This is a genomic window from Micromonospora sp. NPDC049081 (assembly GCF_040648835.1).
Taxonomy (GTDB): domain Bacteria; phylum Actinomycetota; class Actinomycetes; order Mycobacteriales; family Micromonosporaceae; genus Micromonospora; species Micromonospora antibiotica.
This window is the reverse complement of the sequence record NZ_JBEZEK010000032.1, coordinates 24,886-50,171: the sequence shown is the minus strand read 5'-3', so window position 1 is coordinate 50,171 and position 25,286 is coordinate 24,886. Positions and strand designations below refer to the sequence as shown.

Below are 25,286 nucleotides of genomic sequence, written 5' to 3'. Positions count from 1 at the left end.
GCGACGCTCCGGGACGTCCACGGGGCGTCCGGCGGGAGCTACCGTCGCCACTTCTCGGCGGCCCGGCAGCCGCTGGCCGGTCTGCCGTAGATCCGCTTTCCGTCCGGGCCCGCGTAGCAGTGTTCCAGCTGGTCCTCCGGCTGGAACAGCGGTCGCCTGTCGATCTCCGCTCCCCCGGCGTCGTAACTGACCAGTTCAGGATCGTTGCCGGCCCGGAGGCGAGCGTCGCTGGTCAGCAGACCGAACACACCCGCGGAGAGCCGGGCTGCCGTGGTGTGGCCGTCGCCGTGGTCGATCACGAGCCGGTGGACGCGTGGGCTGACCCGGCCGCCGACGCTGACGTCCCCGCCGTCGGGCTCGGTGGAGATCAGCAGCAGTCGCTGCACCGGCCCGGGAAGCCACTCACCGTGCGGCCAGGGTTCGGTCGCGCCCCCGCCGGACACCCGGGCCGTGCCCGCCCACTCCACGTCACAGGTGGCGTAGCCGACGTCGTTCATGAACAACACCAGTACGCGCCCGCCCCGCTCCACGGCCACCGCCAGGTCGGCCAGAGACACCGGTACCGGTCGCTCTCCCGGGGCCTGCCGTCGTGGGGAGTTCCACTGCAGGCACCACTCGGCCGCATCCCGCAGCGTGGGCGACAACTCACCCTGTCCCATGGCCAACACCTGCCCGGGCGATCGGGCCGGTCGGTCCCACCCCACCGCCGCGACACCGCAGGCCACGGCCAGCAGCAGCACCGCGGCCACGGCAACCCGCAGTCGTGGGGTACGCGCCGGAGGCGGGCTCGCGAAGCCGAGGATCCGGGCCCGCATCGCGAGCGCCGCCTCCGGCGGCAGGCCCCGCTCGGCGGGCAGGTCGAGAATGTCGTTCACCGCTTCCCCTCCTGGATCTCCTCCGGCATCAGACGGGCCAGGCGGCTGCGCGCGCGGCTCACCCTCGACCGCACCGCCACCTCGCTGATGCCCAACACGGCTGCCGCGTCCGGGTAGGACACGCCGGACCAGAGGCACAACGCCACCGCCTCCCGCTCTGCCAACGGCAACCTGCGGAGCACCGCGAGGACCTCGGTCATCCGCCGCTCGTCGTCGAGCCGCGCGGAAACCTCGTCGGCGAGGTCACCATCGACGTACCGCTCCACCGGTAGTCGCCGGATCAGCGCCAGCCACCTACGCGCCGACCGCCACTCGGAGCGGACCGTGTTGGTGGCGACGACCAGCAGCCACGGCAGCGCTGAGCCGTCCACGAGCCGGGCGTCGTGGCGGCGGCGCCACGCGACGAGGAAGGTCACCTGGGTGACATCCTCGGCCGTCGACCACGATCCGGTCAGCCGGAACGCATGGTTGTAGACCGTGCGGGAGTACCGGTCGAAGAGCCGACCGAACGCAGAACCGTCACCGGCGGCGATCGAGGACCACAGGTCCCCGTCCGACAGCCCAACCTGATGCCTCACACCACACTATGGCCGCTCACACCGGCCCTGTTGCGGGTCGCGGTGCCCAGTGGGGCAGGTGGGGTGCCGACCTGGGCGATCAGCGCGGGGACCGGGGCCCTCGGCCGACCCCGCCCCCGAACCTCGGCCGACGTGGCACCATCGCCGCGTGGCTGATCGCCTCGTCCTGGTCAACGGTGCCCTGTAGCGGCGGCCGGGGTGCCCGGGTGAGCTACCGACCGGTGGAGGCGTCGGAAGGTGGTTCGGTGAAGTAGTCGCGGAGCACGGCGATCTGCCCGGCGCGGAGTCGGAAGATCTGCACGAGCGACATCGTCGTCTGTCGCCCGTCCGTCCCGTCGAAGGCGACGTCGATCTCGGCGATGAACACGTCGGGGTCCGGGGTGTCGTGCAGGAGGTGGGCGGAGCGCCCCAGGTTCACCGTGCCCTGGTGGGTCGGGAGCTGGTGGTAGGCGCTGGTCCCGGCCCGGATCGCCGCCCGGCCGACCAGTCGGCCGTGCAGCGGGTGGCCGGCGGGAACCAGCGGTGCTTCGTACACGCCGTCCTCGGTGAACAGGGCGGCGATCGCATCCGGGTCCCGGGTGACCGCACCGGCGTAGACGTACCGTTGGAAGATTTCCTGGTGTGTGAGGTCCACCCTCCAGTTTAGCCCGCGGACGGGCCGGAGCGGGGGGACGCTGAACGCCGACGGCCCGACGCGGAAGGGTTCTCCGCGTCGGGCCGTCGGCGTTCGGGTGGGATCAGCTGGCCGCGCAGGTGGCGGTCGCACCGGGGCCGGTGCCGTTGCCCTGGAAGCCGAAGTTGGTCGACTGCCCGGCACCGACCTGCCCGTTGTAGCTCACGTTGGTGAACCGGACGGTCCCGCTGGTGCCGCTGGACTGTGCGCTCCAGGTGCTGGTGACGCTGGCACCGCCGGGCAGGTTGATGCTGACGTTCCAGCCGTTGAGGGCGGTGGCGCCGGCGGTGACCGTCACGCTCGCCGTGAAGCCACCGTTCCACTGGTTGACCACCACCGACGCGGTGCAGCCGTTGCCGGCCGGCGGCGGCGTGGTGGGCGGTGCCGTGGTGGGCGGCGGGGTCGTCGGCGGGGCCGTGGTGGGCGGCGGGGTGGTCGGCGGTGCCGTGGTGGGCGGGTTGGGTGCGCCGTTGGCCAGGCTGAAGGCCAGATCCGGCTGGAACGAGCCGGCGGTGTAGCGGCAGCCGTCGGCCTCACCCGGCGGCTTCACCCAGAGGTACGCGTCGATGTTGTTGTCGCCGGTGTTGGTCGTCGGGTACTGCCCGATGCGCCGGTCGGTGTTGTCGTCGCCGCACCAGTCACCGCTGGCACCGCCGTTGCGGCTGGTGTCGATGACCTGACGCTTGCCCGACAGGCCCATGCCGTTGAGGGCGTTGATGACGTTCCGGCCGAAGTTCGCCTCGCTGGAGGTGGGGTTGTAGTTCGACACGTTGGTGAAGAAGCCGTCGGCGTACTGGACGCCGGCCGCCCGCAGGCGGTTGGCCGTCTCGCTGGGGCTGTTCCAGGTGGAGTGGCCGCCGTCGAGGTAGACCTTGGCGTTGGGGTTGGCCGCCTTGAGGGTCCGGGTGGCCGTCGAGATCGCCTGGTTACGGGCGTTGATCTCGTTGCTGTTCAGGCAGGTCAGCAGGGCGAGCGAGTCGGTCTCCAGGATGATGATGACCGTCTGGTTGCCCAGCCCACGGGCGAAGTTCGACACCCAGGTCTGGTACTGGTTGAGGTCGGGTGCCCCACCGGCGCTGGCCCCACCGCAGTCCCGGTTGGTGATCTCGTAGATGGAGAGCACCGGGATCTGCCGCGCGGAGTTGGCGGCGCCGACGAACGACGCGGCCTCGGACTGCGCGGTCGACGGGTTGAAGTTGGCGAACCACCGGGCCTGTGGCTGGCTGGCGATCTTGTCGCGGATGACGCCGACCCGGGAGTCGCCGGGGTTGGCGGCGACCCAGCGGACGACGGCGGTGGTCGGGTCGCGGTAGAGCGGTCCGGATATCGTCCCGGCGGAGGCGGTGCCACCGGCGAGGCAGACGCCGGCGGCGGTGACGCCCGCGACGGCCGCCACACTGAAGGCCGCCACCGATCTACGGCGGAGCGAGGAGAGGGTAGCCACGACGTGTTGCCTCCTGATCACATAGATGTTTCTACATGGGAGCGTTCCCACGACGGTAGCCGAGGTGTGCGCCGCTGCCAAGACGTACGGCCCGCCCATTAAGGCATCGACCGACTTCACCGGCCGGTCGGGTCGGGCGGCAGCGTACCGCCGGTGCGGGGGTGCGGCGATCGGAAAGGGTGCGGCGGCGCCCAGCGGGTCACGGCGTGTGCACCCGGTCGACCTTCACGGTGAGCATTACCCGCTGCTGCCCGGCACCACCGAAGCCGGGATAGGGGCGACCCAGGTACTTGCGGGACAATTCGTCGATGTGCTCGCGGGCACCGGCGGTGACGAGGTCCACCACGCTGCCGCGCAGCGCCCAGTACCGGGCCGGGGCGGCGGGGTCGGCGATGCCGAGGGCGACGCGCGGGTCGCGCCGGACGTTGCGGGTCTTCTGGTGGGTGTCCACGGTGTTGACGAGCACGTGCTCGCCGTCGGTGCCCACCCAGGTCTGGGAGATCTGCGGTGACCCGTCGGGCATGAGCGTGGTCACGAAGCAGATCGCCCTGCCGCGCAGGACAGCGACCAGGTCGTCGGGGAGAGCAGTCATGGGCTGCGCCTTCATCTCGGGGTGTGGTGGTAGAGCCGGTCGATGACCGACTCCTCCGGGGCGTCGTCGGACAGGTCGGCGACGCGCAGGCCCGCCAGGGCGATCCGCAGCGCGCGACGCCACAACTGCGGGGCGAAGGTGCGGGAGGCGTCCATGACGCTGCCCACCATCAGGTGCACGGCGGCGAAGTCGGCGGGGGTCGCGCCGGCCGGGAGCTGCCCGGCCCGGACGGCCCGGTCGACGAGTTCCGCCACCAACGGGGTCATCCGCTCGCGCGCCCGCCGCACCAGGGCGGTGGACTGGTTACGGCTGCGGAGCAGCTCCCCCAGCCCCCGGCTCTGCGCCTCGACCTCCAGTTGCTGTTCGAGGAACCAGGTGAGCCCGGCGAGGGCGTCCTCGTGGCGCGCGGCCTGCTCGGCAAAGCCGATGACCCGGTCGATGTGCTCGCTGAACAGGGCGTCCAGCAGGTCCTGCCGGTCGGGGAAACGGCGGTAGACGGTGCCCATCCCGGTGCCGGCCGCCCGCGCGATCTCCTCGTACGACACCTCCAGGCCGTTGGTGGCCATCAGGGCGTACGCGGTGCGCAGCAGCAGTTGACGGTTGCGCTCGGCGTCGCGGCGCAGGGTGGGTGGTGGGTCGCTCACCCACCGGATCCTAATCAAGTGGAATGAAAATTCCAAGTTGAACAAAAATTCCACTTCGAGATCCGGACGACCTTCCGGTCACTGCGGGGCCGCTGACCGTACGGGTGGCGGCGGACCGGCGACAGCGGCACCGCCGTCGTGCGCAGTGCCGCTGTCGCCGGGGGCGGTCGGCCCCGACCCTGCCGCGTGCCGACCCGCCGGAGTGGACGGTTCCGTTACGGCCGCAGGGCCTGCGCGGCCGGGGTCCAGGTCGACTCGTTCCTGACGTCGGCGACCCTGATCCCCTGGGCGATCTTCTTCAGCTCGGCCACCGGCAGCTTGTTGCCCAGGCCCATCCCGCTGACCTGGAGGACGACCGAGCCGTCGGCGTTCCAGATGTTGCAGAAGCCGCCGCCTGCGGCGTCGCCGCCCGGGACCGGCCGGTCCGAGCCGGGGTAGCACTTCGTCACGCCCGGCTCCGGGGACTGGTTCGAGCTGCTGCCCGGCGTGACGAAGATGTGGAAGCCGTCCTTGATGCCGTTCTCGGTCGCGTCGTACGGCGCGCTCAGGCCCGAGGTGGGCGCGGCCGGCCGGGTGTACGTCGCGCCGCCGAAGTCACCGGCGCGGGCCGCGGCGATGCCGCTGAGGCCGGGCATGGCGTGCGTGCCGGACTGCAACGGGCGGTAGCCGGCCGGCACGTAGCCGACGGTGAACGGCACCGTGGCCGGCTTCGGCCGGCTGGGCTTCAGACCGCCGACCAGGCCGCCGAGGTCCTGGAAGCTGGGCGAGGTGACGGAACCGGAGATCGACGTCACCGCCGCCCAGGCGTCGGGCGCGTACTCCCAGGCGAGCAACTTGTTGCCCTCGTCGACCGGCTTGCTCGGGTCGAGGCCGACCGGCAGGGTCGCCTGCACGGCCTTGTGCCCGGCCACGGTGACCTTCCGGCCGTTCTTGACCCCGGCCGGGTCGAAGACGCCCGGCCGGTAGACGGTCAGGTACGCCCACAGGCTGGGCTTGCCCCCGGTGGCCCGCTTCTTCTGCTCGATCTCGTCGCCGCGCGCCTCGGTCTCGTCGGCCGTGACCGGCTTGTCGTTCGAGATGTGGCCGTCGGAGTAGACCGAGGCGATCTGGTAACCGACCGACGCGACGATCGGGTCCTGCACGTGCAGCGGGCCCGCGTCGTACCCCTTGAAGGTGAAGGTGAACGGCGGGGCGTCGGCCCAGCGGGCCTCGGCCGGGCCGGCGGCCGCCACACCCGCCGGGGGCGGCGCGGCCGTGGTGCGCTGCCCGGCGCCCAGGGTCGGCAGGGTGAACGCACCGGCGACCGCGACCACGACGAGACCGGCCACCCCGGCCGAGGCGAACCCGGCCCGGCGACGCCGCTGCGCCCGCCGCCCGGCCGCGACGATGTCGTCGGCGGTACGCGTCATCGGCGGCTCATCCCCCGTCACGGCGTCCACCAGCTCATGCAACTGCATTGGTCCACTCCTCTGTCGGCTTCCCGGTGAGATTGATGCGTTCGGCGGCGAGTGACTCGCGCAGCTTCGCCAGACCACGGGAGACCTGACTCTTGGCCGTCCCCACCGTGCAGTCGAGGACGCCCGCCGTGTCCTCCAGGCTCAGACCCAGGTAGTGCCGCAGCACCACGGCGGCCCGTTGCCGGGCCGGCACCGCGTCGAGCGCCGCCCGCAGGCGCATCCGCTCGTCGGTCGCGTCGGCCGGGTCCCGCAGCGCGAGGTCCGGCATGGCGTCGCCGGCCGACCGCTCCCGCCGCCAGGGCCGCCGGGTCTCGTCGATCGCGGCGCGGTAGACCATCGTCTTGACGTACAGGTCCGGTCGGTCCAGCTTCCGCCACCGGGGGTAGAGCTTGACCAGGGCGTTGGCCACGGCGTCCTCGGCCGCGTGCCAGTCGCCGCAGGTCATGTACGCCAGCTTGCGCAGCGACGCCATCTGCGACGTCACGAACTCGCGGAACGCTTGTTCGTCTTCGGCTTTCAAGTCGACTGCCTCCTCGTGACGGAGGTAGAACGGAGCCACCGGCCCGGGGAGTTGCACGTCCCGCGAAAGTAGTTGCCGAACCACTGCGCGTAGCGAAAGGCGTCGCCCGCTACCCCGCGGGGCGGATCCCGGCGGGGGTAGGGCCAGGCATACCGGAAACGCTAGGGCCAGTGGGCTGGGTCGGCCGGTGTCGCCCTGACAGGGTTCGGGCATGACCTCGCCCGTACCTCTGCACCTGGCGACGGCGCTGCGCCGACGCGACTACCTGGTCTCCCCGTGGCCGTGGCGCGCGCTGGCGTACCTCGCCACCACCCTGCCGGTTGCCGGCCCCCTCTCCATCGGCCTGCTCGTCGTCGGGGCGCCCCTGCTGGCGGTGCTCAACGCGGCACGCCAGGACCGGACGGTGGAGCTGCCCATCATCGTGTTCCTCACCGTCGTCGCCCTGACGGTGCTGGCGTTGGCCCCGATCGTCAGCGTCGCGGTGGCCCCGGTCGAGCGGTGGCGGCTGCGTCTGGTGGACCCGCGTCCGCTGCACCGGCCACGCTTCACGGGTCTGGTCGCGCGTTACACCAGCGCCGGCGCCTGGCGGGAGGTCGGCTACACCTTCCTGCTCGGCGGCCTGGTGCCGCTGGCGTACTGGCTGCTGTTCCTGGTCGTGCTGCTCGACGGGACGCTGGTCGCCAGCCCCTGGCTGGTCGGCGACGCCGACTCGGTCATCGTGGTCTGGACCACGATCGACACCGCCCACCAGGCGATCCCGTACGCGGCCGCAGGCGTCGTGTGCGTCCCGGCGCTGGTGTACCTGGCCGGCCTGCTCGCCGCCGGCCAGGCGACGGTGGCCCGACGGCTGCTCGACGGGTCCGCCGAGACCACGGCGCTGCGGGAGGTCACCCGGTCCCGGGCCCGCCTGGTCGACGCGTACGAGGCCGAACGTCGCCGCATCGAACGGGACGTGCACGACGGCGCGCAGCCCCGGCTGACCAGCCTCACCCTCCAGCTCGGCCTGGCCCGGCTGGACGTGCCCGACGACTCCCCCGCGGCCCGGCCGTTGGCCGTCGCGCACGAGCAGGCCAAGGGGCTGATGGTCACCCTCCGGCAGATCGTGCAGGGCATCCGCCCGCAGCATCTCACCGAACTCGGCCTGGCCGGCGCAGTCCGGGAACTGGCCGGGGCGGCCACCATCCCGGTCGACGTCCACGCCGACCTCGGGCAGCCGCTGCCGGAGGTGGTCGAGACCACCGCCTACTTCGTGGTGTCCGAGTCCCTGGGCAACGTCGCCCGGCACGCCCGGGCCAGCCGGGCCGAGGTGCGGCTAACCCGGTCCGCCGGCAGTCTCGTGGTGGAGATCGGGGACGACGGGTGCGGCGACGCCGACCCGGCCCGGGGCAGCGGACTGACCGGACTCGCCGACCGGGTCGCCGCCGTCGACGGCCGGCTGCTGCTGTCCAGCCCGCCCGGTGGTCCTACCCTGGTGCGGGTGGAGCTGCCGTGCCCCCGGTGACCCGGGTCGTGCTCGCCGAGGACGAGGTGCTCCTGCGGGAGGGTCTGGTCGGCCTGCTGAGCCGGTTCGACTTCACGGTGGTCGCCGCCGTCGGCTCCGCCCCGGAGCTGCTGGACGCGGTGGACGCGCACGAGCCGGATCTGGTGGTGACCGACATCCGGATGCCGCCGCAGCACCGCGACGACGGGCTACGGGCCGCCGTCACCGCCCGCACCCGGCACCCGCACCTCGCGGTGGTGGTGCTCAGCCAGCACGTGCAGGCCGAGTACGCCTCGGCGCTGCTCGACAGCGGTGACCGCCGCCGGGTCGGCTACCTGCTCAAGGACCGGGTCGCCGACGTCGCCGAGTTCGCCGCGACCCTGCGTCGGGTCACCGACGGCGGCACGGCCATCGACCCCGACGTGGTACGGCACCTGCTGCACCGCCCCCGCGACCCGCTCGCCGCCCTGTCGGCCCGGGAGCGGGAGGTGCTGGTGCTGCTGGCCGAGGGGCACTCCAACACGGCGATCGCGGCCCGGCTGCACGTCACCGAGGCCGCGATCGGCAAGCACGTCGGCAACATCCTGGCCAAGCTGGACCTGCCGCCCAGCGACGACACCAACCGTCGGGTACTCGCCGTCCTCACCTACCTGCGTACCGGCCCGGCCCGGTGACCACTGCGGGGTCGGGCGTCGCCGCCAGCGGGTCACCGACGGCCCCGGGCAGGTCCACCACCCGGGTCGCCCAGCGGGCCAGCAGGGCCGGGTCGTGGGTGATCAGCAGCACGCCGGCGGAGTGCCGGCGCTGGTAGTCGGTGACGACGGCGGCGACGTGGGCCTGGGTGGAGGCGTCGAGCATCGCGGTCGCCTCGTCGCAGAGCAGGTGGTCGGGCCGGTGCGCGAGGGCACGGGCCAGGCAGGCGCGTTGCAGCTGCCCGTCGCTGACCGCGTGCGGACGCCGGGTGAGCAGGTCGGGGGTGAGCCCGACCAGGTCGGCCAGTTCGGCGGTACGGGCGGCCGTCGCCGCGGTCGGGGTGCCGGTCGCCCGCAGCGGTTCGGCGATCAGGTCGGCCAGGCTCAGCCGGGGGTCGCTGGCGGCGCGGGGGCTCTGGAACAGGATCGCCACGCGGGTCCGCACGGCGGCCGGCACCCGGTGACGGACGCCCCCGACGGACCGTCCGTCCAGGGTCACCCGACCGCTGTCCGGGGCGTGCAGGAGGGCCAGCACGCGGGCCAGGGTGGACTTGCCGCTGCCGGAGGGCCCGCGCAACCCGACCGTCTCGCCGGGGGCGATGTGCAGGTCGACGCGGTCGAGGATGCGCTGCCCACCGAAGTGGACGGTGATCTGGTGCGCGGCGAGTCCGGTGGGGGCCACGGCCGTGGTGTCGGGTGGGCCCGTCGGGTCGTCGACGGTGGTCGTCATGCCGGTGCCTTCGAGGTGAGCGGGTGGTGGCAGGCGAGCCGCCCCCCGCCGTCGGCGACGAGGCGGGGTGGGGTGTGGCAGGCGTCCGTGGCCCGGGGGCAGCGCGGGGCGAAGGCGCACCCGGCGGGCAGGTCGGTGAGCATCGGCGGGTGGCCGGGCACCGGGGTGAACGCCCGGTCGGGCAGGGCGTCGAGCAGTCCGGCGGTGTAGGGGTGGGCGGGCCGGTCGAACAGGTCCGGGGTGGGGCGGTGTTCGACGATGCGGCTGGCGTACATCACGGCGACGGTGTCGGCGACGCGGCGGGCGGCGGCGAGGTCGTGGGTGATCAGCAGCACGGCGGCCCCGGTGTCGCAGCGGCGGCGCAGCAGGTCCAGGGTGTGGTCGACCAGCGGGCGGTCGAGGCCGGTGGTGGGTTCGTCGGCGAGCAGCAGCGGCGGGTCGGGGGCCAGCGCCAGGGCGGTGGCCAGCCGCTGGGCCATCCCGCCGGACAGTTCGTGGGGAAAACGGTCGAGGTCGGTCGGGTGCAGGCCGACGTCGGCGGCGATCCGTTCGGCGGCCCCGGCAGCCGCCCGGCGGGGATGGCCGTGGGCGCGCAGGGTCTCCGCCAGCAGTCGCCGGCCGGTGCGCACGGGGGTGAGGGCGGTGGCCGGGCTCTGCGGGACGAGACCGACGGCCCGACCCCGGACCTGCCGGGCGAGGTGGCGCTCCCCCACCGCGATCAGGTCGACCGGGTCACCCGCCGTGGGGTGCAGGCGGGCCCGCCCGGTGACGGTGGCGTTGCGGGGCAGCAGGCCGAGCAGGGCGTGTGCGAGGACGGACTTGCCGCAGCCCGACTCGCCGACCACGGCCAGCAGTTCGCCGGGGTGCAGGTCGAGGCTCAGGTCGCTGACGGCGTGCACGACGGTGTCGCGGAGCCGGAAGCGGACGGTGAGCCCGTCGACCGCCAGCAGGGCGCGTCGGTGGCCGGTGCCGGCGGGGGCGGTCGTGGTCACAGCTGCAACTCCGCTCGTACCCGGGGGTCGAGGCGGTCCCGCCAGCGGCCGGTGAGCGCGGCGAGGGCGAGGGTGACGGTGACCAGGGCGAGACCGGGGACGATGCTGGCCCACCAGGCACCGGTGAGCAGGGACCGCTGACCGTCGTTGATCATGTTGCCGATGGAGGCGAGGTGCGGGGGCAGGCCCAGGCCGAGGAAGGACAGCGCTGTCTCGTGCCAGACGGCATGCGGGACCATCAGTGTGGTGGCCAGCGCGAGACGCGGGAGCACGTGCGGCAGCAGGTGCCGGGTGAGCACCCGGGCCCGGCCCGCCCCGCCGGAGACCGCCGCGTCGATGAACGGTCGGCTGCGCAGGCTGAGCAGTTCGGAGCGGACGATGCGGGCGGTGGACAGCCAGTGCGTCAACGCGATGGAGGCGACGACCGCGCCGAGGCTGGGGCGCAGCATCGCCACGATGAAGATGCCCAGCAGCAGGTGCGGCAGCGCGGCGATGGTGTCCACGACGCGCATCAGGGCCCGGTCGACCCGCCCGCCGACGGTGCCGGCGACCGCGCCGACGAGGCCGCCGATGACGGTGGCGACCAGGGCGGCGACCGCGCCGACGAGCAGCGAGACGCGTAGCCCGTAGAGGCTGCGCAACGCCACGTCACGGCCGAGGTCGTCGGTGCCGGCCAGGTGGTCGGGCGAGGGTGCGAGCCGGGTCCGGGCGAGGTCGACCGCGCTCTGGTCGAGCGGCCAGAGCAGAGGCGCGAGCAGGCAGGCGACGACCGCGGCGGTGAGCACACCGGCGGCCAGCACCACGCCGGGACGACCGCCCCGCAGCAGGGTCGACAGCCGACACGACGGCCGTCGCCGGGCGGGCGTGGTGGCCGGTGCCGGGGCGGGCGTGGTGGCCGTGGGCGTGGTGGCCGTGGGCGTGGTGGCCGTGGGCGTTATGGCCGAGGGCGTGGTGGCCGAGGGCGTGGTGGCCGAGGGCGGGGCGGGCGTGGTGGCGGGGGCGGGGTCAGTCATCGAGGCGTACCCGGGGGTCGGCGGCGGCGTAACCGAGGTCGGTGGCCAGGTTCGCGGTCAGCACCACGACGGTGGTGGCCAGGGTGGTGGCGGCCAGCAGCGGGAAGTCCGCGCCCAGCGCGGCCTGCACGGTGACCGCGCCGAGGCCGGGCAGCGAGAACACGGTCTCCACCAGCACCGCGCCGCCGACGAGTTCGGGCAGGTGGGTGCCGACCAGGGTGAGGAAGGGCAGCAGCGCGGTCCGCAGCGCGTGGCCGAACAGGACGGTACGGCCGGGCAGTCCCCGCGCTCGGGCGGCCAGCACGTGGTCGTCGCGCAGGCTCTCGGCGACGGCGTCCCGGACGAACAGCACGAACCACGGGGCCTGGGAGATCGCCAGCACCGTCACCGGGAGCACCAGGTGGCGGGCCACGTCGGCCGGGTCGGTGCCGGTGGCGGTGAGGTCGGTGAGCCCACCGGCGGGCAGCCAGCCGAGGGTGAGGGCGAACAGGGCGATCGCCGCCAGCCCGATCCAGAACACCGGCATCGACTGCACGGCGTACGCGGTGGCCCGCAGGACCCGGTCGAACCAGCCACCCCGCCGGTACGCGGCCAGGGTGCCGAGCAGCACGCTGGCCACCAGGACCAGGGCGAGGGCGACACCGACGAGCAGCAGGGTCCAGCCGGCGCGGGCGGCCAGCACGGAGGTGACGGGTTCGTGCCGGCTGGTGGACCAGCCGAGGTCACCGCGCAGCAGGTTGCCCACCCAGCGGGCGTACTGCACCGGCAGCGGATCGTCGACGCCCCAGTTGGCGCGCAACTGCGCGAGGTTCTCCTCGGTGGTGGTGAAGGCCGCCGCGCCCGCGTACTGCTGGGCGGGGTCGATCGGGGAGGCCGCGCCGAGGGCGAACATGCCCATGCTGGTCGCGGCGAGCACCGGTACGGCGACCAGCAGCCGGCGGCGGATCACCACCCCGGCCCCGGCCAGCCGCCGACGTCGCACCCGTGGCGGGCCGGTGGGTGGGGCCTTCGTCGTCACGGTGTCTTCGTCCAGGTGTGCACGTTCCACCAGATGCTGTTGGCGACGTCGTGCTCGTGCGGCTCGACCCGGGGCGTCACCCCCGCCACGGTGTCCCGCACCACGTAGGTGTGTTGCAGGTAGGTGAGGAACACCCACGGCACGTCGGCGGCGAGCTGCCGCTGGAAGGTGGCGTACGCGGCCCGACGGGCGGCCGGGTCGGCGCTGTCCCGGCCGGCCTGCAACGCGGCGTCGACGGTGGCGGACCGGTAGGAGCCGGGGTTGAAGAAACCCTGCCCGGCGAAGGCCGACCCGAACAGCTTGAACGAGACGAAATCCGGGTCGTACGGCGTGCCGTACCCCATGATCAGCGCGTCGGTCTTCATCCGGGGGGTGATCGCGTCCCAGGTGAGGCCCTGCGGGCTGACGGCGATGCCGATCTTCCTGGCGTCGGCGGTGACCGCGAGGGCGAGTTCCTTGCGCAGGCTGTCGGTGGCCGGGTACATCAGGGTGAACGCGGCCTTGCGGCCGGCCCTGGCCCGGATGCCGTCCGCGCCGGGCGTCCAGCCGGCGGCGTCCAGGATCGCGGTGGCGGCGGCCGGGTCGGCGGCGGGCCGGCCGGCGACCGACGCCTCGACGAACTCCGAGGAGGGCGGCACCGGCCCGAACGCCGGTTCCCCCGCCCCGCCGAGCACCCCGGTCACCATGGCCTGCCGGTCGACCGCCGCGTTCAGCGCCCGACGGACCGCCAGGTCACCCAGGACCGGGTTGCCCGTCGGAAGCATCACCCCCCGGTAGTCGGCGGTGGGGACCCGATGCACCCGGTGGCCGCCCTGGCCGTCGAACCCGACGGCGAGCTTCGGCGGCAGCTCGGCCGCGTCGAACTCCCCGGCCCGCATCCGTTGTGCGCGCACGTTGTCGTCGGCGACGAACGCCACCACCACGCCCGGGTTCGCCGGCTTGCCGCCCCAGTACCGGTCGTTGGCCGCCAGCACCAGCCGGTCCCCCGGCGTCCACGACGTCATCCGGTACGGGCCGGTGCCGATCGGCCTGCGGTTGAACTCCGCCTTGTTGACGTCCTGCCCCGCGAACGCCTTCGCCGGGACGACCCCCAGCGCCAACCGTTGCGGGAACGGCGCGTACGCGTGTTTCAGGGTGAAGACCACGGTGGACGGGTCGGGGGCGGCGACGGAGGCGAGCATGTCCAGGTCCGAACGCAGCGTCGAGTCGACCTTGGGGTCCAGCACCGCCTGGTAGGTGAAGACCACGTCCTGGGCGGTGAGCGGGCTGCCGTCGTGGAAGAGCACCCCCTCGCGCAGGGTCGCCGTGACGGTCCGGCCGTCCGCCGACACCTGCGGCAACTCCCGCGCCAGGGCCGGCACGAGCTGGTTGCGGGCGTCCCGGGCGACCAGGCCGTCGAAGATCAGCGACGCGCCGTCGGGGCCGTAGTTGAGCACCGGGTTGAGGGTGTCCGGCTCGCCCGCGGTGGCCACCACGACCGGGCCGCCCCCGGAGCCGGTCGACGGCGTCGGGGACGCGCAGCCGGCGGCGACGAGCAGGACGATTCCGAGCAACGCCGGCAGGCGTACGGACCGGGACGTGACGTGATCCGGGGAGATTCCGTCCGTGCGCTTGGGCCCCACCGGCAGCTCCCTCGGGTCGTGGATCGACGCAGGGGCGGGCACTCGGGCCAGGTGGGATCATCGCAGGCCCGGGTACCCGCCACTGCTGCCACTATCGCGCAATTGCCATTCTTTGGCAATAAGGCCCGCCACGCGGCACGCCCGCCACACCGACCGGCCCGGAACGGACGGCGGGCCCGGAGCCGGGTGGCTCCGGGCCCTGAGGGCGTCCGCGATCAGGAGATGGCGCAGGTGATGTTGCCGGGCGGCGGGGTGCCGTTGCCGGTGGCGGTGAAGCCGAAGGTGGTCGAGCCGTTGGGCGCGAGCGCACCGTTGTAGGCGGCGTTGCGGACGGTGACGTTGCCGGTGGTGCCGGTGTTGACGCCGTTCCAGACGCTACTGATCGCCTGGCCACTGCCCAGGCTCAGGCCCACGGCCCAGCCGGTGATCGCGCTGGAGCTGGTGTTGGCCACGGTGACCTCACCCTGGAAACCGCCGGGCCAGTTGTTGATCGCCTTGTAGGTGGCGGTGCAGCCGCCGGGCCCGCTGGTGGGCGGCGGCGTGGTCGGCGGGGCGGTGGTGGGCGGCGGGGTCGTCGGCGGAGCGGTGGTCGGCGGGGGCGTGGTCGGCGGCGTGGTGGACTGGAACTGGCTGAAGAAGCGCCAGATCTCGCCCGAGGTCCAGGTCCGCGAGTCGTTGGGGCTGCCCGAGCCGTCGACCGGGCTGGGGGTGTGGTCCCCGTCGAACGCGGCCCACTGCACCGGGAAGCCGGAGCGGCAACCCGAGTAGACGGTGGTGATGTGGGTGAAGGTGTTGAGGCCCGGCTCGCGGGGGCTCTGCGCGGTGCAGCCGTTGTTCCGGACGAACGTGTCCCGCAGCGACCGGCCCATCGAGATGTTCAGCACGCTGTCGTGGGTGCCGTGGATGCCGAAGTACGGCACCGGCTGGGTGCCACCGTTGCAGCCGCTCAGCTGGGCGCCGGAGAGCACGGCGACCGCGCGGACGACGGTGGGCCGGGCGCAGGCCACCGCGTAACTCATCGCCCCGCCGTAGCTCCAGCCCAGCACGAACCGCTGGGTGGTGTCGACACACAGGTCGTTCTCGACCTGCCGGGTGATGTCGTCGAAGAGGGTCAGGTCCCGACCGTTGGTGTTGGCCCACCCTGCGTCGATGCCCTGCGGGGCGACGAAGATGGTGCTGTTGTTCGACAGCGGCAGCAGGCCGTAGTAGCCGGCGGAGGACACGTTCTGCGCCGAACCGTTCAACCAGTGGAAGCCGACGACCAGCCGGTACTGGCGGTTGCGGTCGTACCCGTCCGGGATCCGCAGGATGTAGCTGCGGTTCTGGCCGCTGCTGGTGATGGTGCGCGTGCCGTTGCTCAGCGTGGGCGCCTTGCCGCAGCCCGCGGTCGCCGCGAGGGTGCCGTTCGTCGCGGCCTCCGCCGTGGCGGGCAGCCCGCCGTTGAGCGCGCCGCTGACGGTCGCCGCGAGGAGAACGGCCGCGGCGGCGATGGTCGGGAGTAGATGTCTGTGTCTCACCATTGCTTGGCTCCTTGCCATGGGTCTTTTGTCCCGGTGGTGGTACGCGACGTCGAACGGGCGGGCGTCGGCCGGCCCGACGGGGACAGCACGATGCGCACGGAGGACGACTCGGACCCGTCGGTTCGCCGTCGGCGAGTCGACTCGGGTGGGCGGACGCGCCCGTTCGGCGCGGGCGGCACGACGGCTCGGTGGGGCGGCCCGGACTCGTCACCGACCGGCAGGGGCGGGAGGGGTGCCCTCGCGCACCGCCGCCGAGTGACGGGGATGACTGGGAACGTGCCCTTCGCTCCCGGCCGAAAGATAGCAGGTTATCGATAACATGCTCAACCGGTCATACCCCGGAGACGATCGGAGCGGACCACCCTGTCGCCCCGGACCCGGGCCGCACCCCGACGCGGACCCGACCGGGTGCACCCGGCGTCCGGCGTGGGCAGGTGGCCCGCCCCCGCCCGCACCGGCATGCTGTTTTCCCTGCCCGGAAGCGCCCGGCGCAGGTCGAACGACCCCTGCGGCACGGGCCGTGGACGTCGGGCGCGGCCATGGGCTCCGGCAGCCGGATGCCGGGCGCGCACCCGCCCGACCGCGCCAGGGGCCGACCGGATCTTCGAAACTATCGGTCGCGAATTCCGCAACTTATCCGCAAATCCGGGCCCGCCGGTGTATGTGAGCGTTAACCCGGGGCGTCGAAGGCGACCGACCGGCACGTGCCGTCGGCCGCGACTCACGGGCCGGGACCGGGCGGACGGCCCGTGGCGGACTCGACACGGCCGCGCCCGTCACGCACAGCTGGCGCGGCGGGCCCGGCGGTCGGAGCTGGCAGGTGGCGAAGCGGCGGCGCGCGGCGTCAACTCTGACGCGGGTGCTGCTGGTTGCGCCGCAGGGCCTCTTCGAGCTGGTCTTCGAGCATGATGATCCGGCAGGCGGCCTCCAGGGCGGTGCCCTGGTCGACCATCTCCCGGGCACGCCTGGCGAGGCGTAGCTGGTAACGGGAGTAGCGGCGGTGGCCACCGGCGGACCGGACCGGGATGATCAGCTTCGCCTCGTCGAGACGACGCAGAAAGTCCTGCGAGGCACCGGTCATCTCCGCAGCGCGCCCCATCGTGTAGGCGGGGTAGTCCTCGTCATCGAACATGTCGTCGGGTTGGGCCATACACACACCTCTCCGTGACGAGGGCCCCGGCGCTTTCGCGCCGGGGCCCGGGGTTTACGGGTCTGAAACACCATCTACCGACAGGTTCGTCGGTTTGTCGTATCCGCACCCGCCGCCATCGGCGGACCAGGGCGCGAGGATCGCATAAGCGTGACCGGAGACCACCTCTCGTTCGATGGAAACTGCGGTGTCCGGCTCCAGAATCGACACGTGCGTCCTGGAGGCGGGCGATCCAACGGTGTTCGGGGCCCTCCCTTTCCTCTGCTTTCACTTCCTGACGTTCGTCGTGCCGTCCGTCGGTGTCGGAGCCCCACGCGACTTCATGGCCCCGTCCACGTGCAACGGACTGTCCCACCAGGCGAGCCCCGAACCAGCACTGGCCCGCCTGTCTGCCCTGACCTGGAATTACGTCAGGGTCTTGTCGTTCACCATCACGCTCTTGCTCTGCTTGCTGCGGTGATCAGAACTCACCGCTGTGCCGGTCGGGCCACGAGACATGTCCGGGGCCCCGCTCGGTCACTTCGTCGGCGTTTTCGACGATCTCTGCTGTCAACGACAGGAACACTAACCACTGCCGGCAAGAATATCTAGCGTTTCGCACCTAGTTTTTCTCCGTGAGCGCGTGGATACCTGACGTAACGCAACGGGCCGCCCGTGGTCAGACGCTGGCCAGCGCCTCGGTCGGCGACAGGGCGGCGGCGCGCATCGACGGGTAGACGCCGGCCACCACGCCCACCACCACCGCACCCCCCAGCCCGGCCAGCGTCGACGACAGCGGGATCACCACCGGCCAGTGGTGGTAGGTGGCGTAACCGACGGTGACGGCCACGCCGAGCACCGTCCCGGCCACCCCGCCCAACGCCGCCAGGGCCACCGACTCGGTGAGGAACTGGCCCCGGATCTGGCCCCGGTTGGCCCCCAGCGCCCGCCGCAGGCCGATCTCGGCCCGCCGTTCCAGCACCGAGATGACCATGGTGTTGGCCACCCCGATCCCACCGACCAGCAAGGCCACCGCGGCGAGGGCGAGAAACAGCGACGAGAAGGCGCTCTCCGTGGCGCGCTTCGCGGCCAGGGCGTCCGACGGTCGGCTGACCAGCACGTCGGCCGGGCTCTCCGGGCTGACCGTCTCGGGCAGCACCGCCCGGACCTGCTCCACCGCCGGCTCCAGCGACCGGACGTAGAGCACGGTGGGGTGCCCGTCGAAACCGAGTTCGGACTGCGCGGCCGGCCAGCCGACCAGCACTGACCGGTCGATCTCCGGCAGCAGCGGGACGGCGGCCAGGATGCCGACGACGGTGAACCACCGGTCGCCGATCATCACCTGCTGACCGGGGCCACCCCCGGTGCCCACGTCGACCACCCCCAGCCGGGCCGCCGCGACCGACCCGAGCACCACGGTCGGGAACCGTGCGGTCGCCGGGGTGAGCCAACTGCCGTGCTGGACGCGGGCGTTGATGATCGGGAGCAGGTCGAGCTGACTGGCCAGCACCGTCAAACCGGAGCCGTCATCGGGGTCGGCGCGATCGGACCGGCGTACCAGGGTGTGGGTGTTGGCCACCGCGCTGACGCTGGTCACCGGACCGACCCGGCGTACCATGCCGGTCGATTCCTGCGGCAGCAGCGCCGGTGGGTCCTGGTCGGGCAGGGCCCGTACCTCCAGCATGTTGGTGCCGAGCGCGGCCAGTTCCCGCATCAGCTGGGCCTGGCTGGAGGCGGGGATGCCGGTCACCACGATCATCGTGGCGATCCCGATGGCGATGCCGAGCGCGGACAGCGCGGCCCGGGTCCGCCGGGTACGGATGCCGAGCAGACCCAGCCCGAGCAGGTCGGTCAGGGCCAGCCGGACCGGCCGGGCGGCGTCACGTGCGGTACCCGGATGCGACGCCTGCGGGGTGTCCGTGCTCATCGGGGCGTCACCACCCGGCCGGAGTCGGCGACCAGGTGACCGTCGCGCAGCTCCACCCGGCGGGGCAGGCGGGCGGCGATGTCCCGGTCGTGGGTGATCACGGCGATGGTGGTGCCCTCGGCGTGCAGCCGGTAGAGCAGCTCCAGGACGGCCTGGCCGGTGCGGGTGTCCAGCGCGCCGGTGGGTTCGTCGGCGAGCAGCAGAGCGGGCTGGTGGACCAGCGCCCGGGCGATCGCCACCCGCTGCCGCTCACCACCGGAGAGCTGGTGCGGCAGGTGCGTGACGCGGTGCGCCAGGCCGACCCGGTCGAGCGCCGCCAGGGCCAACGACCGGCGGTGCCGGCGCGGCACCCCGGCGTAGAGCAGCCCGGTGGCGACGTTCTCGGCCGCGCTCAGCCCGGCGGTGAGGTGGAACTGCTGGAAGACGAAGCCCAGCCAGCGCCCCCGCAACGCGGACAGTTGCCGGTCGGAGAGCCCACCGACGTCGAGCCCACCCAGGTGCACCGTGCCGGACGTCGGCCGGTCCAGGGTGCCCATGATGTGCAGCAGGGTCGACTTGCCGGAACCGGACGGGCCGACGATGGCCAGCATCTCGCCCCCGGTGATGTCGAGCGAGACACCGGCGAGGGCGGTGACCCCGCCGGGATAACGCATGGCGGCATCGCGTACGGCCAGCACGGTCACGAGGTCGTCACCACCTTGAGGTCCTCGGTGATCCCGTCGCCGGAGACCTCGACCATCCCCTTGGCGAACATGCCGGTGGCGACGGCCACGAACCGGTCGTCGTCGGCCCGTTGCAGCGCGTAGCCACCCTCGCTGAGCGCCACCAACGCACCGACCGGCACGGCGAGCACGTCCGGTCGGGTCTCCCCGACCAGGTCGACCCGCACGTCGGCGGCGTCGGTCCCGGTCAGGTCCTCGTCCACGGTCACCGTGACGGCCCGCTTGGGCTCACTGGTCGGGCCCGCGGCGTCGTCCTGCGCGACGGTGGTGCCGACCGCCGACACGGTGCCGTCGACCGTCTTGTCGCCCGGCAGGGTGACCGTCACCCGGTCGCCCCGGTGGACCGTCCCGGCCTCGGTCACCGTGGCCTGGACGGTGATCACCTTCGCGGTGGGCGTGACGGTCAACAGCGGGGTCTCGGCGTCGTCCCCGCGTAGGGCGGTGACGGCGTCGACCCGGACCGCGCCGGGCAGCACGACGACGTCGCCGACGGCGATCCGGCCGGTCACCGGCAGTTCGACGTCCTGCTGCCAGCGCTTGATCGCCCGCATCAGCGAGCCGGTCAGCACCCCTTCGCCCTTGCGGACGACGACCCGGGCGGGGGCGGCGGCGGTACCGCCCGCCGCCGGTGTGGGTGCCGCCGCACCCTGCCCAGCAGCCTCCTGCCCGGACGCACCCTGACCAGAGGCCGCCTGCCCGGACGCACCCTGACCGGAGGCCGCCTGCGCCGACGCGGGCTGCCCCGGCTCCGACCCCGCGCGCACCTGCCCCGTGGCGGTCGCCCCGGGCCCGGACGCCGACTTCTGCTGCCCTGACGTCGAGTTCTGGCCGGACGCCGGTGTGGTGGGGCCCGCCTTCGCCGGCCGGACGACCTTCTCCCCCGGTACGGGCTGGTAGCCGATCTCGTAACCCAGCGCCTTGAGGTTGGTGGCGATGATCCGCACGTCCCGGCCCACCGTGCCGGGTTCGGCGAGATCGCGGTAGAGCGGCAGGCCACCGTAGAACAACGGCACCGGCCGGTCGTCGATCCGGTAGAGCTGCTTGCCCCGGGTGACCGTCGCACCGGCCGCCGGCAGCCAGGTGACCGTCCCGCTCCGACCGCCCTTCACCGGTTCCGCCCGCCCGTACCCGAGGGTGCCGGTCAGCGACACGGTGGTGGCGAGGTCGGTCCGGACGACGGTGGTGGTCTGCACCGGGACCGGCGGCTCCCCGGAGGGCGTACCCGGACCACGGTGGACGGACCAGGCGACGCCGCCGCCGACGACCGCCACCGCCAGGATCAGTACCGCCGGGACGACGAGGCGTCGACCGGTGCGGCGCGGTGGGCTCTGCGCTGGTGACTGTTCTGTTGGCACACCGCCGAGCATGGCGACGGTTCTTCAGAAACCTGTCAGGATCGCCCCGCCTCACGGGTTTCTGACATCGGACGACGACCGTGGGCACCATGCCGAAGATGTTCTCCGTGCAGGCCCGTCGCTTCGCCGTACCGGTGCTGGTGGTCGGTTGCCTGCTCAGTGGTTGTTCCACCGCCCGCACCGACGACCGGGCCGACGGCCCACGGGCCGACAGTTCCCGGGTCGCCTCGTTGCAGAGCCCGGACCCGGCGTCGAGCAGCCCGGCCGGCTCCGTCGAGGACCAGCGTCCCCTGATCCCCCTGGACGCGACCAACGACGAGATCGAGGCCCTGCGGGCGGTCTGGGGTAAGTGCGTGGCGAAGGTGGGCGGCCCCGGGTACGAGGACGGCCGGAGCGTCATCTGGAAGGAGAGCCAGAAGGACCCGAGGGCGAAGGAGGTGCGGGCGGCGTGCCGGTCGAAGGAACCGGAGTTCTTCGATGAACGTCTGAAGCGCACGGACAACGCCGCGTTCCGGGACAACCAACGGCAGTGGTACCAGTGCGCCAAGAAGGCCGGTTACCGGCTCACCGAGCCGGACGAGGACGGCGAGTTCGGCATCACCGAGGTCGGCCCGAACGGTGACTTCCAGTCGCCCCGGATGACGGCGTGCCGGCGGGAGGCGTTCAGCCGATGACCGACATCATCCTTTCGGGTAGCCATCCTTCCGTCTTTCGGGTAGCGTTCAGTCCACCAAATGGACGACATGACGCGGTGGCCAGTCCCGTGATCGTGACCCTGTGACAGCGCGCAGCCCGTCCGCGTGCTCCGGCGTCAGCCGCTGCGGAGGTTCCTCCGGTCGCTCCGATCAGCGGGCACGTGCGGAAGGCCCAGCATGCTCACCACGTCCGAACCGACCGCCGGCACCCCCACCGACCAGCACCGCGCGGCCAGCGCCGACGATCTCGTGGCCGCGATGGCGGCGCTGGCCGCCGACGACCCGCGCCGCCCGGTGCTGCGGGCCCGCGCCATCGAGGCGTGGTTGCCGCTCGCCCGGCACCTGGCCCGCCGCTACTCGGGGCGCGGCGTCCAGGACGACGACCTGGCCCAGACCGCGGCGCTCGGGCTGATCAAGGCGGTCGACCACTTCGACCCGGAGCGGGGTGTCGCCTTCACCGGGTACGCCATCCCCACCGTCGTCGGCGAGATCAAGCGGTACTTCCGGGACCGCACCTGGTCGGTGCGGGTCCCCCGCCGGCTCCAGGAGCTGCGCCTGGCGATCAGCGAGGCGAACGGCACGCTCACCCACACCCTGGGCCGTTCGCCGACCGTCGCCGACATCGCCACCTACCTCGACGTGTCCGAGGAGTCCGTCCTGGAAGGGCTGGAGGGGGCCCGCGCCTACCAGGCCACCTCGCTGTCCACCCCCATCGGCACCGACGGCGGGATGGAACTCGCCGACACCCTCGGCGTCGAGGACCACGAACTCGAACTGGTCGAGATCCACGTCGCCCTCGGCCCCGCCCTCGCCACGCTGCCGGACCGCGAACGCCGGATCCTGGCCCTGCGCTTCCACGGCAACCTGACCCAGGCGGAGATCGCCGACCGGGTCGGCATCTCCCAGATGCACGTCTCCCGGCTCATCACCCGGGCACTGGCCGCCCTGCGCGGCCGGCTCACCGACGACCGGGGGTGAGTACGGCGGGCGACCACGGGTACTCCGCGCCCATGGCGCGGTACACGGAACCCGAGCTGCGGGAGCGGCTCAAGGACGAGATCAGGGCCGGTGACCGGGGTGGTCGGCCGGGACAGTGGTCGGCGCGCAAGTCGCAGTTGCTGACCCGGGAGTACCAGAAGCGCGGCGGTGGCTACCAGGGCCCGCGGGACGAGCGGCAGCAGTCCCTGCGGCGCTGGGGTGACCAGAAGTGGCGGACCCGGCAGGGCACCACCCGGGCCCGGCACGACGGCGAGACCGACCGTTACCTGCCCGACCGGGCCTGGAAGCAGCTCTCCCCGCAGCAGCAGCGCGCCACCGACGCCCGCAAACGCAAGGCGTCGACGGCCGGCCGGCAGTACGTCGCCAACACCGGGCCGGCCCGGCGGGCCCGCCGGAGCGTCACGTCGCCCGGGTCCCTCACCGAGCTGACCGTCGCCGAGGCGACCCGGCACGTCCGCGACCTCGACACCGCACAACTGCGGGCCGCGCTGCGCGCCGAGCGCCGGGGCAAGGGCCGCAAGACGCTGATCCGACGGCTCGAATCCGCACTCGACCGCCGCTGACCGCGCCGACCCGGGCGGTACCGGCACCCGAGCGGCCGCACCACCGACGCACACCTGGCCGGCCCGTCGACCTGCCCGCCCCCAGGACAGGGACGCGGGCGACGGCCGGCGTGGCGTCCGACGCCCGGCCGCCCGTGAGGCGGACGGCACCGGGAGTGCCTATGCTCGACGGGTGGAGGACAGCGACCAGATCGTGCTGGCCGAGATGCTGCAGTCGGCCGAGGACGCCGCGCCGGTCGAGGCCGTGGAGGCGGTCACCGGGGCGATCGCCTCGGCGTTGAACGCGCTCGGCGTCTCGCTGCTGATCGCCGACCTCAGTGGTCGGGCCCTGGTCCGGCTGACCCACCAGCCGGACGCGGACGGGCCGGGCCGCCTCCAGGGTCAGGAGGCGGCCGAGGTGCTGCCGTTCGACGGCGGGCCCTACGAGCGCACGGTACGCCAGCAGGTCCCCCAGGTGCTCCCGCTCGACGGCCGGTGGCGGCTGCTCGCCCCCGTCACCGAGCGCGGCGAGGCCATCGGCCTACTGGAGATCGACCTGCCTGACGAGCCGGACGACGAGGTGATCGCCCGGGTCGCCCGGACCGCACACGCGTTGGCGTTCGTGATAATCGCCAACCGGCGGCACACCGACCTGTTCGAGTGGGGGCAGCGCAGCACCCCGTTCACCCTCTCCGCCGAGATCCAACGCCGGCTGCTGCCCGCCTCGTTCACCTGCGAGGGCGGCGCGTTCACCCTCTCCGGCTGGCTGGAGCCGGCCGCGAGCGTCGGCGGCGACACCTTCGACTACAGCGTGGCCCGCGACGTGCTGCACCTGAGTGTCACCGACGCGATGGGCCACGGGGTCGCCAGCGCGCTGACCGCCACTCTCGGGGTGGGCAGTCTGCGCAACACCCGCCGCCGCGGCCAGAGCCTGACCGCGCAGGCCGACCAGGCCAACAGCGCCATCGCCGAGCACGCCAACGTGCGCGGCGCGTACATGACGGCGGTGCTGGGTCGGATCGACCTGCCGACCGGGCGCTGTGAGCTGCTCAACGCCGGGCACGTCCCGCCGATGCTGGTCCGCGACGGCCGGACCACGACCCTGGAACTGCCCGGGAACTTCCCGTTGGGCATGTTCCCCGAGGCGGGCTTCCGCAGCGGGGAGGTCACCCTGCGCCCCGGTGACCGGCTGGTCGTGGTCACCGACGGGATGCGCGAACGCAACGCCGCCGATCTGGACCTACCGGCCGCCCTGCTCGACATCGCGCCGTTGCACCCCCGGGAGGCGGTCCGGGCGCTGTCGGACGCGGTGCTGTCCATCGCCGGTCCGGCCCTTGCCGACGACGCGACCCTGCTGATCATCGACTGGTACGGCGGTCACGGGCCACGTCGCAGCACCGCCGGCGCGGACACCACCCGGACCAGCGTCCCGCCGGGCTGAAGACGCTCACGACACCCGGACCGCCGCCTCGGCGTCGGCCACCGTGTCGAAGACGCTGATGACCTGGTCGACCGAAGTGATCGACAACACCGTACGAACCGAACGGCGCACCCCGGCCAGCCCGAGCCAGCCGTTGCGGTCCCGCAGCTCCCGATAGGCGACCACGAGCGCGCCGAGGCCGCTGGAGTCCATGAACCCGACGCCGGTCAGGTCGACCACCACGACCCGGGCCCCGCCCTCGACCACTTCACGTAACCGTTCCCGCAACTGCGGGGTGGTGCTCATGTCCAGGTCACCGGCGATCTCCACCACTGTGCCGGCACCCTCCCGGCGGGTCGACATCGTGAATTCCACGTGAACCCCCTTCGTCACGACGTACCGGACATCCAATGACGCAGTACGTCGTACCCCACGGTGCCAGAAACCACCCGCGAGCGCTCGGGGACGCCTGCCTGGTGGGCGGGTCGGCGGCGACTCGACGACTGGCGCACGGACCGGGCCGGCGCTTCCTACGACTGTCGTGACCTGCGCGGTCGTCCGGAGGCAATTGCGCACGGCTTGCCGCGCAAACGCGTACATAACTCACATGAGTATCTTGACCAGCGACTGATCGTCGGTACGGTCCT

The 25,286-nt window shown here is 73.0% G+C and carries 25 protein-coding genes; 6 read left to right on the top strand and 19 right to left on the bottom strand.

Going from position 1 to position 25,286, the window contains the following annotated elements:
* Nucleotides 1-38: 38 nt before the first annotated feature.
* From AB0B63_RS29325 to AB0B63_RS29290, 8 genes are all read right to left on the bottom strand, one after another.
* Nucleotides 39-875 (bottom strand): hypothetical protein, encoded by an 837-nt coding sequence (locus tag AB0B63_RS29325; protein ID WP_357024602.1) that lies wholly within the window; start codon nt 873-875, stop codon nt 39-41.
* Nucleotides 872-1,453 (bottom strand): RNA polymerase sigma factor, encoded by a 582-nt coding sequence (locus AB0B63_RS29320; RefSeq protein WP_357024599.1) that lies wholly within the window; start codon nt 1,451-1,453, stop codon nt 872-874. Before AB0B63_RS29320 ends, AB0B63_RS29325 begins: the two co-directional genes overlap by 4 nt.
* A gap of 211 nt (nt 1,454-1,664) precedes the next feature.
* Nucleotides 1,665-2,087, bottom strand: a complete 423-nt coding sequence (locus AB0B63_RS29315) for a nuclear transport factor 2 family protein (RefSeq protein WP_357024596.1) — start codon at nt 2,085-2,087, stop codon at nt 1,665-1,667.
* Between the two features lie 103 nt (nt 2,088-2,190).
* Nucleotides 2,191-3,537: a glycoside hydrolase family 6 protein gene (locus tag AB0B63_RS29310; protein WP_307798999.1), complete on the bottom strand. Its 1,347-nt coding sequence runs from the start codon at nt 3,535-3,537 to the stop codon at nt 2,191-2,193.
* 232 nt (nt 3,538-3,769) lie between these two features.
* On the bottom strand, nt 3,770-4,162 hold the full coding sequence (locus AB0B63_RS29305) for a PPOX class F420-dependent oxidoreductase (RefSeq protein WP_357024593.1): 393 nt from the start codon (nt 4,160-4,162) through the stop codon (nt 3,770-3,772).
* Nucleotides 4,163-4,173: 11 nt separating this feature from the next.
* The gene (locus AB0B63_RS29300) at nt 4,174-4,806 is read right to left on the bottom strand and encodes a TetR/AcrR family transcriptional regulator (protein WP_357024590.1); all 633 of its coding nucleotides are present in this window, start codon (nt 4,804-4,806) and stop codon (nt 4,174-4,176) included.
* A gap of 215 nt (nt 4,807-5,021) precedes the next feature.
* Entirely contained in the window at nt 5,022-6,263 is a 1,242-nt protein-coding gene (locus AB0B63_RS29295; protein ID WP_357024587.1) for a hypothetical protein, read from the bottom strand.
* Entirely contained in the window at nt 6,250-6,783 is a 534-nt protein-coding gene (locus AB0B63_RS29290) for a SigE family RNA polymerase sigma factor (protein ID WP_208565688.1), read from the bottom strand. Before AB0B63_RS29290 ends, AB0B63_RS29295 begins: the two co-directional genes overlap by 14 nt.
* 211 nt (nt 6,784-6,994) lie before the next feature.
* Here AB0B63_RS29290 and AB0B63_RS29285 point away from each other — a divergent pair, with 211 nt between their 5' ends.
* Nucleotides 6,995-8,284, top strand: a complete 1,290-nt coding sequence (locus AB0B63_RS29285) for a sensor domain-containing protein (protein WP_357024584.1) — start codon at nt 6,995-6,997, stop codon at nt 8,282-8,284.
* Nucleotides 8,272-8,937: a response regulator transcription factor gene (locus AB0B63_RS29280; RefSeq protein WP_208565686.1), complete on the top strand. Its 666-nt coding sequence runs from the start codon at nt 8,272-8,274 to the stop codon at nt 8,935-8,937. Before AB0B63_RS29285 ends, AB0B63_RS29280 begins: the two co-directional genes overlap by 13 nt.
* On the opposite strand, the gene AB0B63_RS29275 is transcribed toward AB0B63_RS29280, so the two are convergent.
* From AB0B63_RS29275 to AB0B63_RS29230, 10 genes are all read right to left on the bottom strand, one after another.
* Complete coding sequence (locus AB0B63_RS29275) at nt 8,906-9,685, bottom strand: ATP-binding cassette domain-containing protein (RefSeq protein ID WP_357024580.1); 780 nt, start codon at nt 9,683-9,685, stop codon at nt 8,906-8,908. The genes AB0B63_RS29280 and AB0B63_RS29275 overlap by 32 nt on opposite strands.
* Complete coding sequence (locus AB0B63_RS29270) at nt 9,682-10,677, bottom strand: ABC transporter ATP-binding protein (protein ID WP_357024577.1); 996 nt, start codon at nt 10,675-10,677, stop codon at nt 9,682-9,684. The genes AB0B63_RS29275 and AB0B63_RS29270 overlap by 4 nt, the downstream gene beginning before the upstream one ends.
* A complete protein-coding gene (locus AB0B63_RS29265; RefSeq protein ID WP_357024574.1) occupies nt 10,674-11,690 on the bottom strand; it encodes an ABC transporter permease in 1,017 nt (338 codons plus the stop codon). Before AB0B63_RS29265 ends, AB0B63_RS29270 begins: the two co-directional genes overlap by 4 nt.
* A complete protein-coding gene (locus AB0B63_RS29260; RefSeq protein WP_357024571.1) occupies nt 11,683-12,708 on the bottom strand; it encodes an ABC transporter permease in 1,026 nt (341 codons plus the stop codon). The genes AB0B63_RS29265 and AB0B63_RS29260 overlap by 8 nt, the downstream gene beginning before the upstream one ends.
* Nucleotides 12,705-14,330 carry an ABC transporter substrate-binding protein gene (locus AB0B63_RS29255; RefSeq protein WP_357024568.1) on the bottom strand — a complete coding sequence of 542 codons (1,626 nt, stop codon included), beginning with the start codon at nt 14,328-14,330 and terminating at the stop codon, nt 12,705-12,707. Before AB0B63_RS29255 ends, AB0B63_RS29260 begins: the two co-directional genes overlap by 4 nt.
* Before the next feature lie 215 nt (nt 14,331-14,545).
* A complete protein-coding gene (locus AB0B63_RS29250) occupies nt 14,546-15,850 on the bottom strand; it encodes a cellulose binding domain-containing protein (RefSeq protein ID WP_357024566.1) in 1,305 nt (434 codons plus the stop codon).
* 844 nt (nt 15,851-16,694) lie between these two features.
* Nucleotides 16,695-17,000 (bottom strand): MerR family transcriptional regulator, encoded by a 306-nt coding sequence (locus AB0B63_RS29245; protein WP_208565682.1) that lies wholly within the window; start codon nt 16,998-17,000, stop codon nt 16,695-16,697.
* 658 nt (nt 17,001-17,658) lie between these two features.
* A complete protein-coding gene (locus AB0B63_RS29240; protein ID WP_357024562.1) occupies nt 17,659-18,906 on the bottom strand; it encodes an ABC transporter permease in 1,248 nt (415 codons plus the stop codon).
* The gene (locus AB0B63_RS29235) at nt 18,903-19,559 is read right to left on the bottom strand and encodes an ABC transporter ATP-binding protein (RefSeq protein WP_208565854.1); all 657 of its coding nucleotides are present in this window, start codon (nt 19,557-19,559) and stop codon (nt 18,903-18,905) included. Before AB0B63_RS29235 ends, AB0B63_RS29240 begins: the two co-directional genes overlap by 4 nt.
* A 26-nt stretch (nt 19,560-19,585) precedes the next feature.
* Nucleotides 19,586-20,983: a peptidoglycan-binding protein gene (locus AB0B63_RS29230; protein WP_357024559.1), complete on the bottom strand. Its 1,398-nt coding sequence runs from the start codon at nt 20,981-20,983 to the stop codon at nt 19,586-19,588.
* Between the two features lie 89 nt (nt 20,984-21,072).
* Between AB0B63_RS29230 and AB0B63_RS29225 the strand changes: the two genes are divergently transcribed.
* The 4 genes from AB0B63_RS29225 to AB0B63_RS29210 all read left to right on the top strand — a co-directional run bounded on the left by AB0B63_RS29225 (nt 21,073) and on the right by AB0B63_RS29210 (nt 24,660).
* Nucleotides 21,073-21,657, top strand: coding sequence for a hypothetical protein (locus AB0B63_RS29225; protein WP_357024556.1), 585 nt, complete (start codon nt 21,073-21,075; stop codon nt 21,655-21,657).
* 198 nt (nt 21,658-21,855) lie between these two features.
* Entirely contained in the window at nt 21,856-22,656 is an 801-nt protein-coding gene (locus tag AB0B63_RS29220; protein WP_357024553.1) for a SigB/SigF/SigG family RNA polymerase sigma factor, read from the top strand.
* Nucleotides 22,657-22,688: 32 nt separating this feature from the next.
* Nucleotides 22,689-23,240, top strand: coding sequence for a hypothetical protein (locus tag AB0B63_RS29215; protein ID WP_208565677.1), 552 nt, complete (start codon nt 22,689-22,691; stop codon nt 23,238-23,240).
* A gap of 172 nt (nt 23,241-23,412) precedes the next feature.
* Entirely contained in the window at nt 23,413-24,660 is a 1,248-nt protein-coding gene (locus AB0B63_RS29210; protein ID WP_357024550.1) for a PP2C family protein-serine/threonine phosphatase, read from the top strand.
* Nucleotides 24,661-24,666: 6 nt separating this feature from the next.
* Here the strand turns inward: AB0B63_RS29210 and AB0B63_RS29205 are convergent, their stop codons facing one another.
* The gene (locus AB0B63_RS29205) at nt 24,667-25,014 is read right to left on the bottom strand and encodes an STAS domain-containing protein (RefSeq protein ID WP_357024547.1); all 348 of its coding nucleotides are present in this window, start codon (nt 25,012-25,014) and stop codon (nt 24,667-24,669) included.
* Nucleotides 25,015-25,286 lie beyond the last annotated feature (272 nt).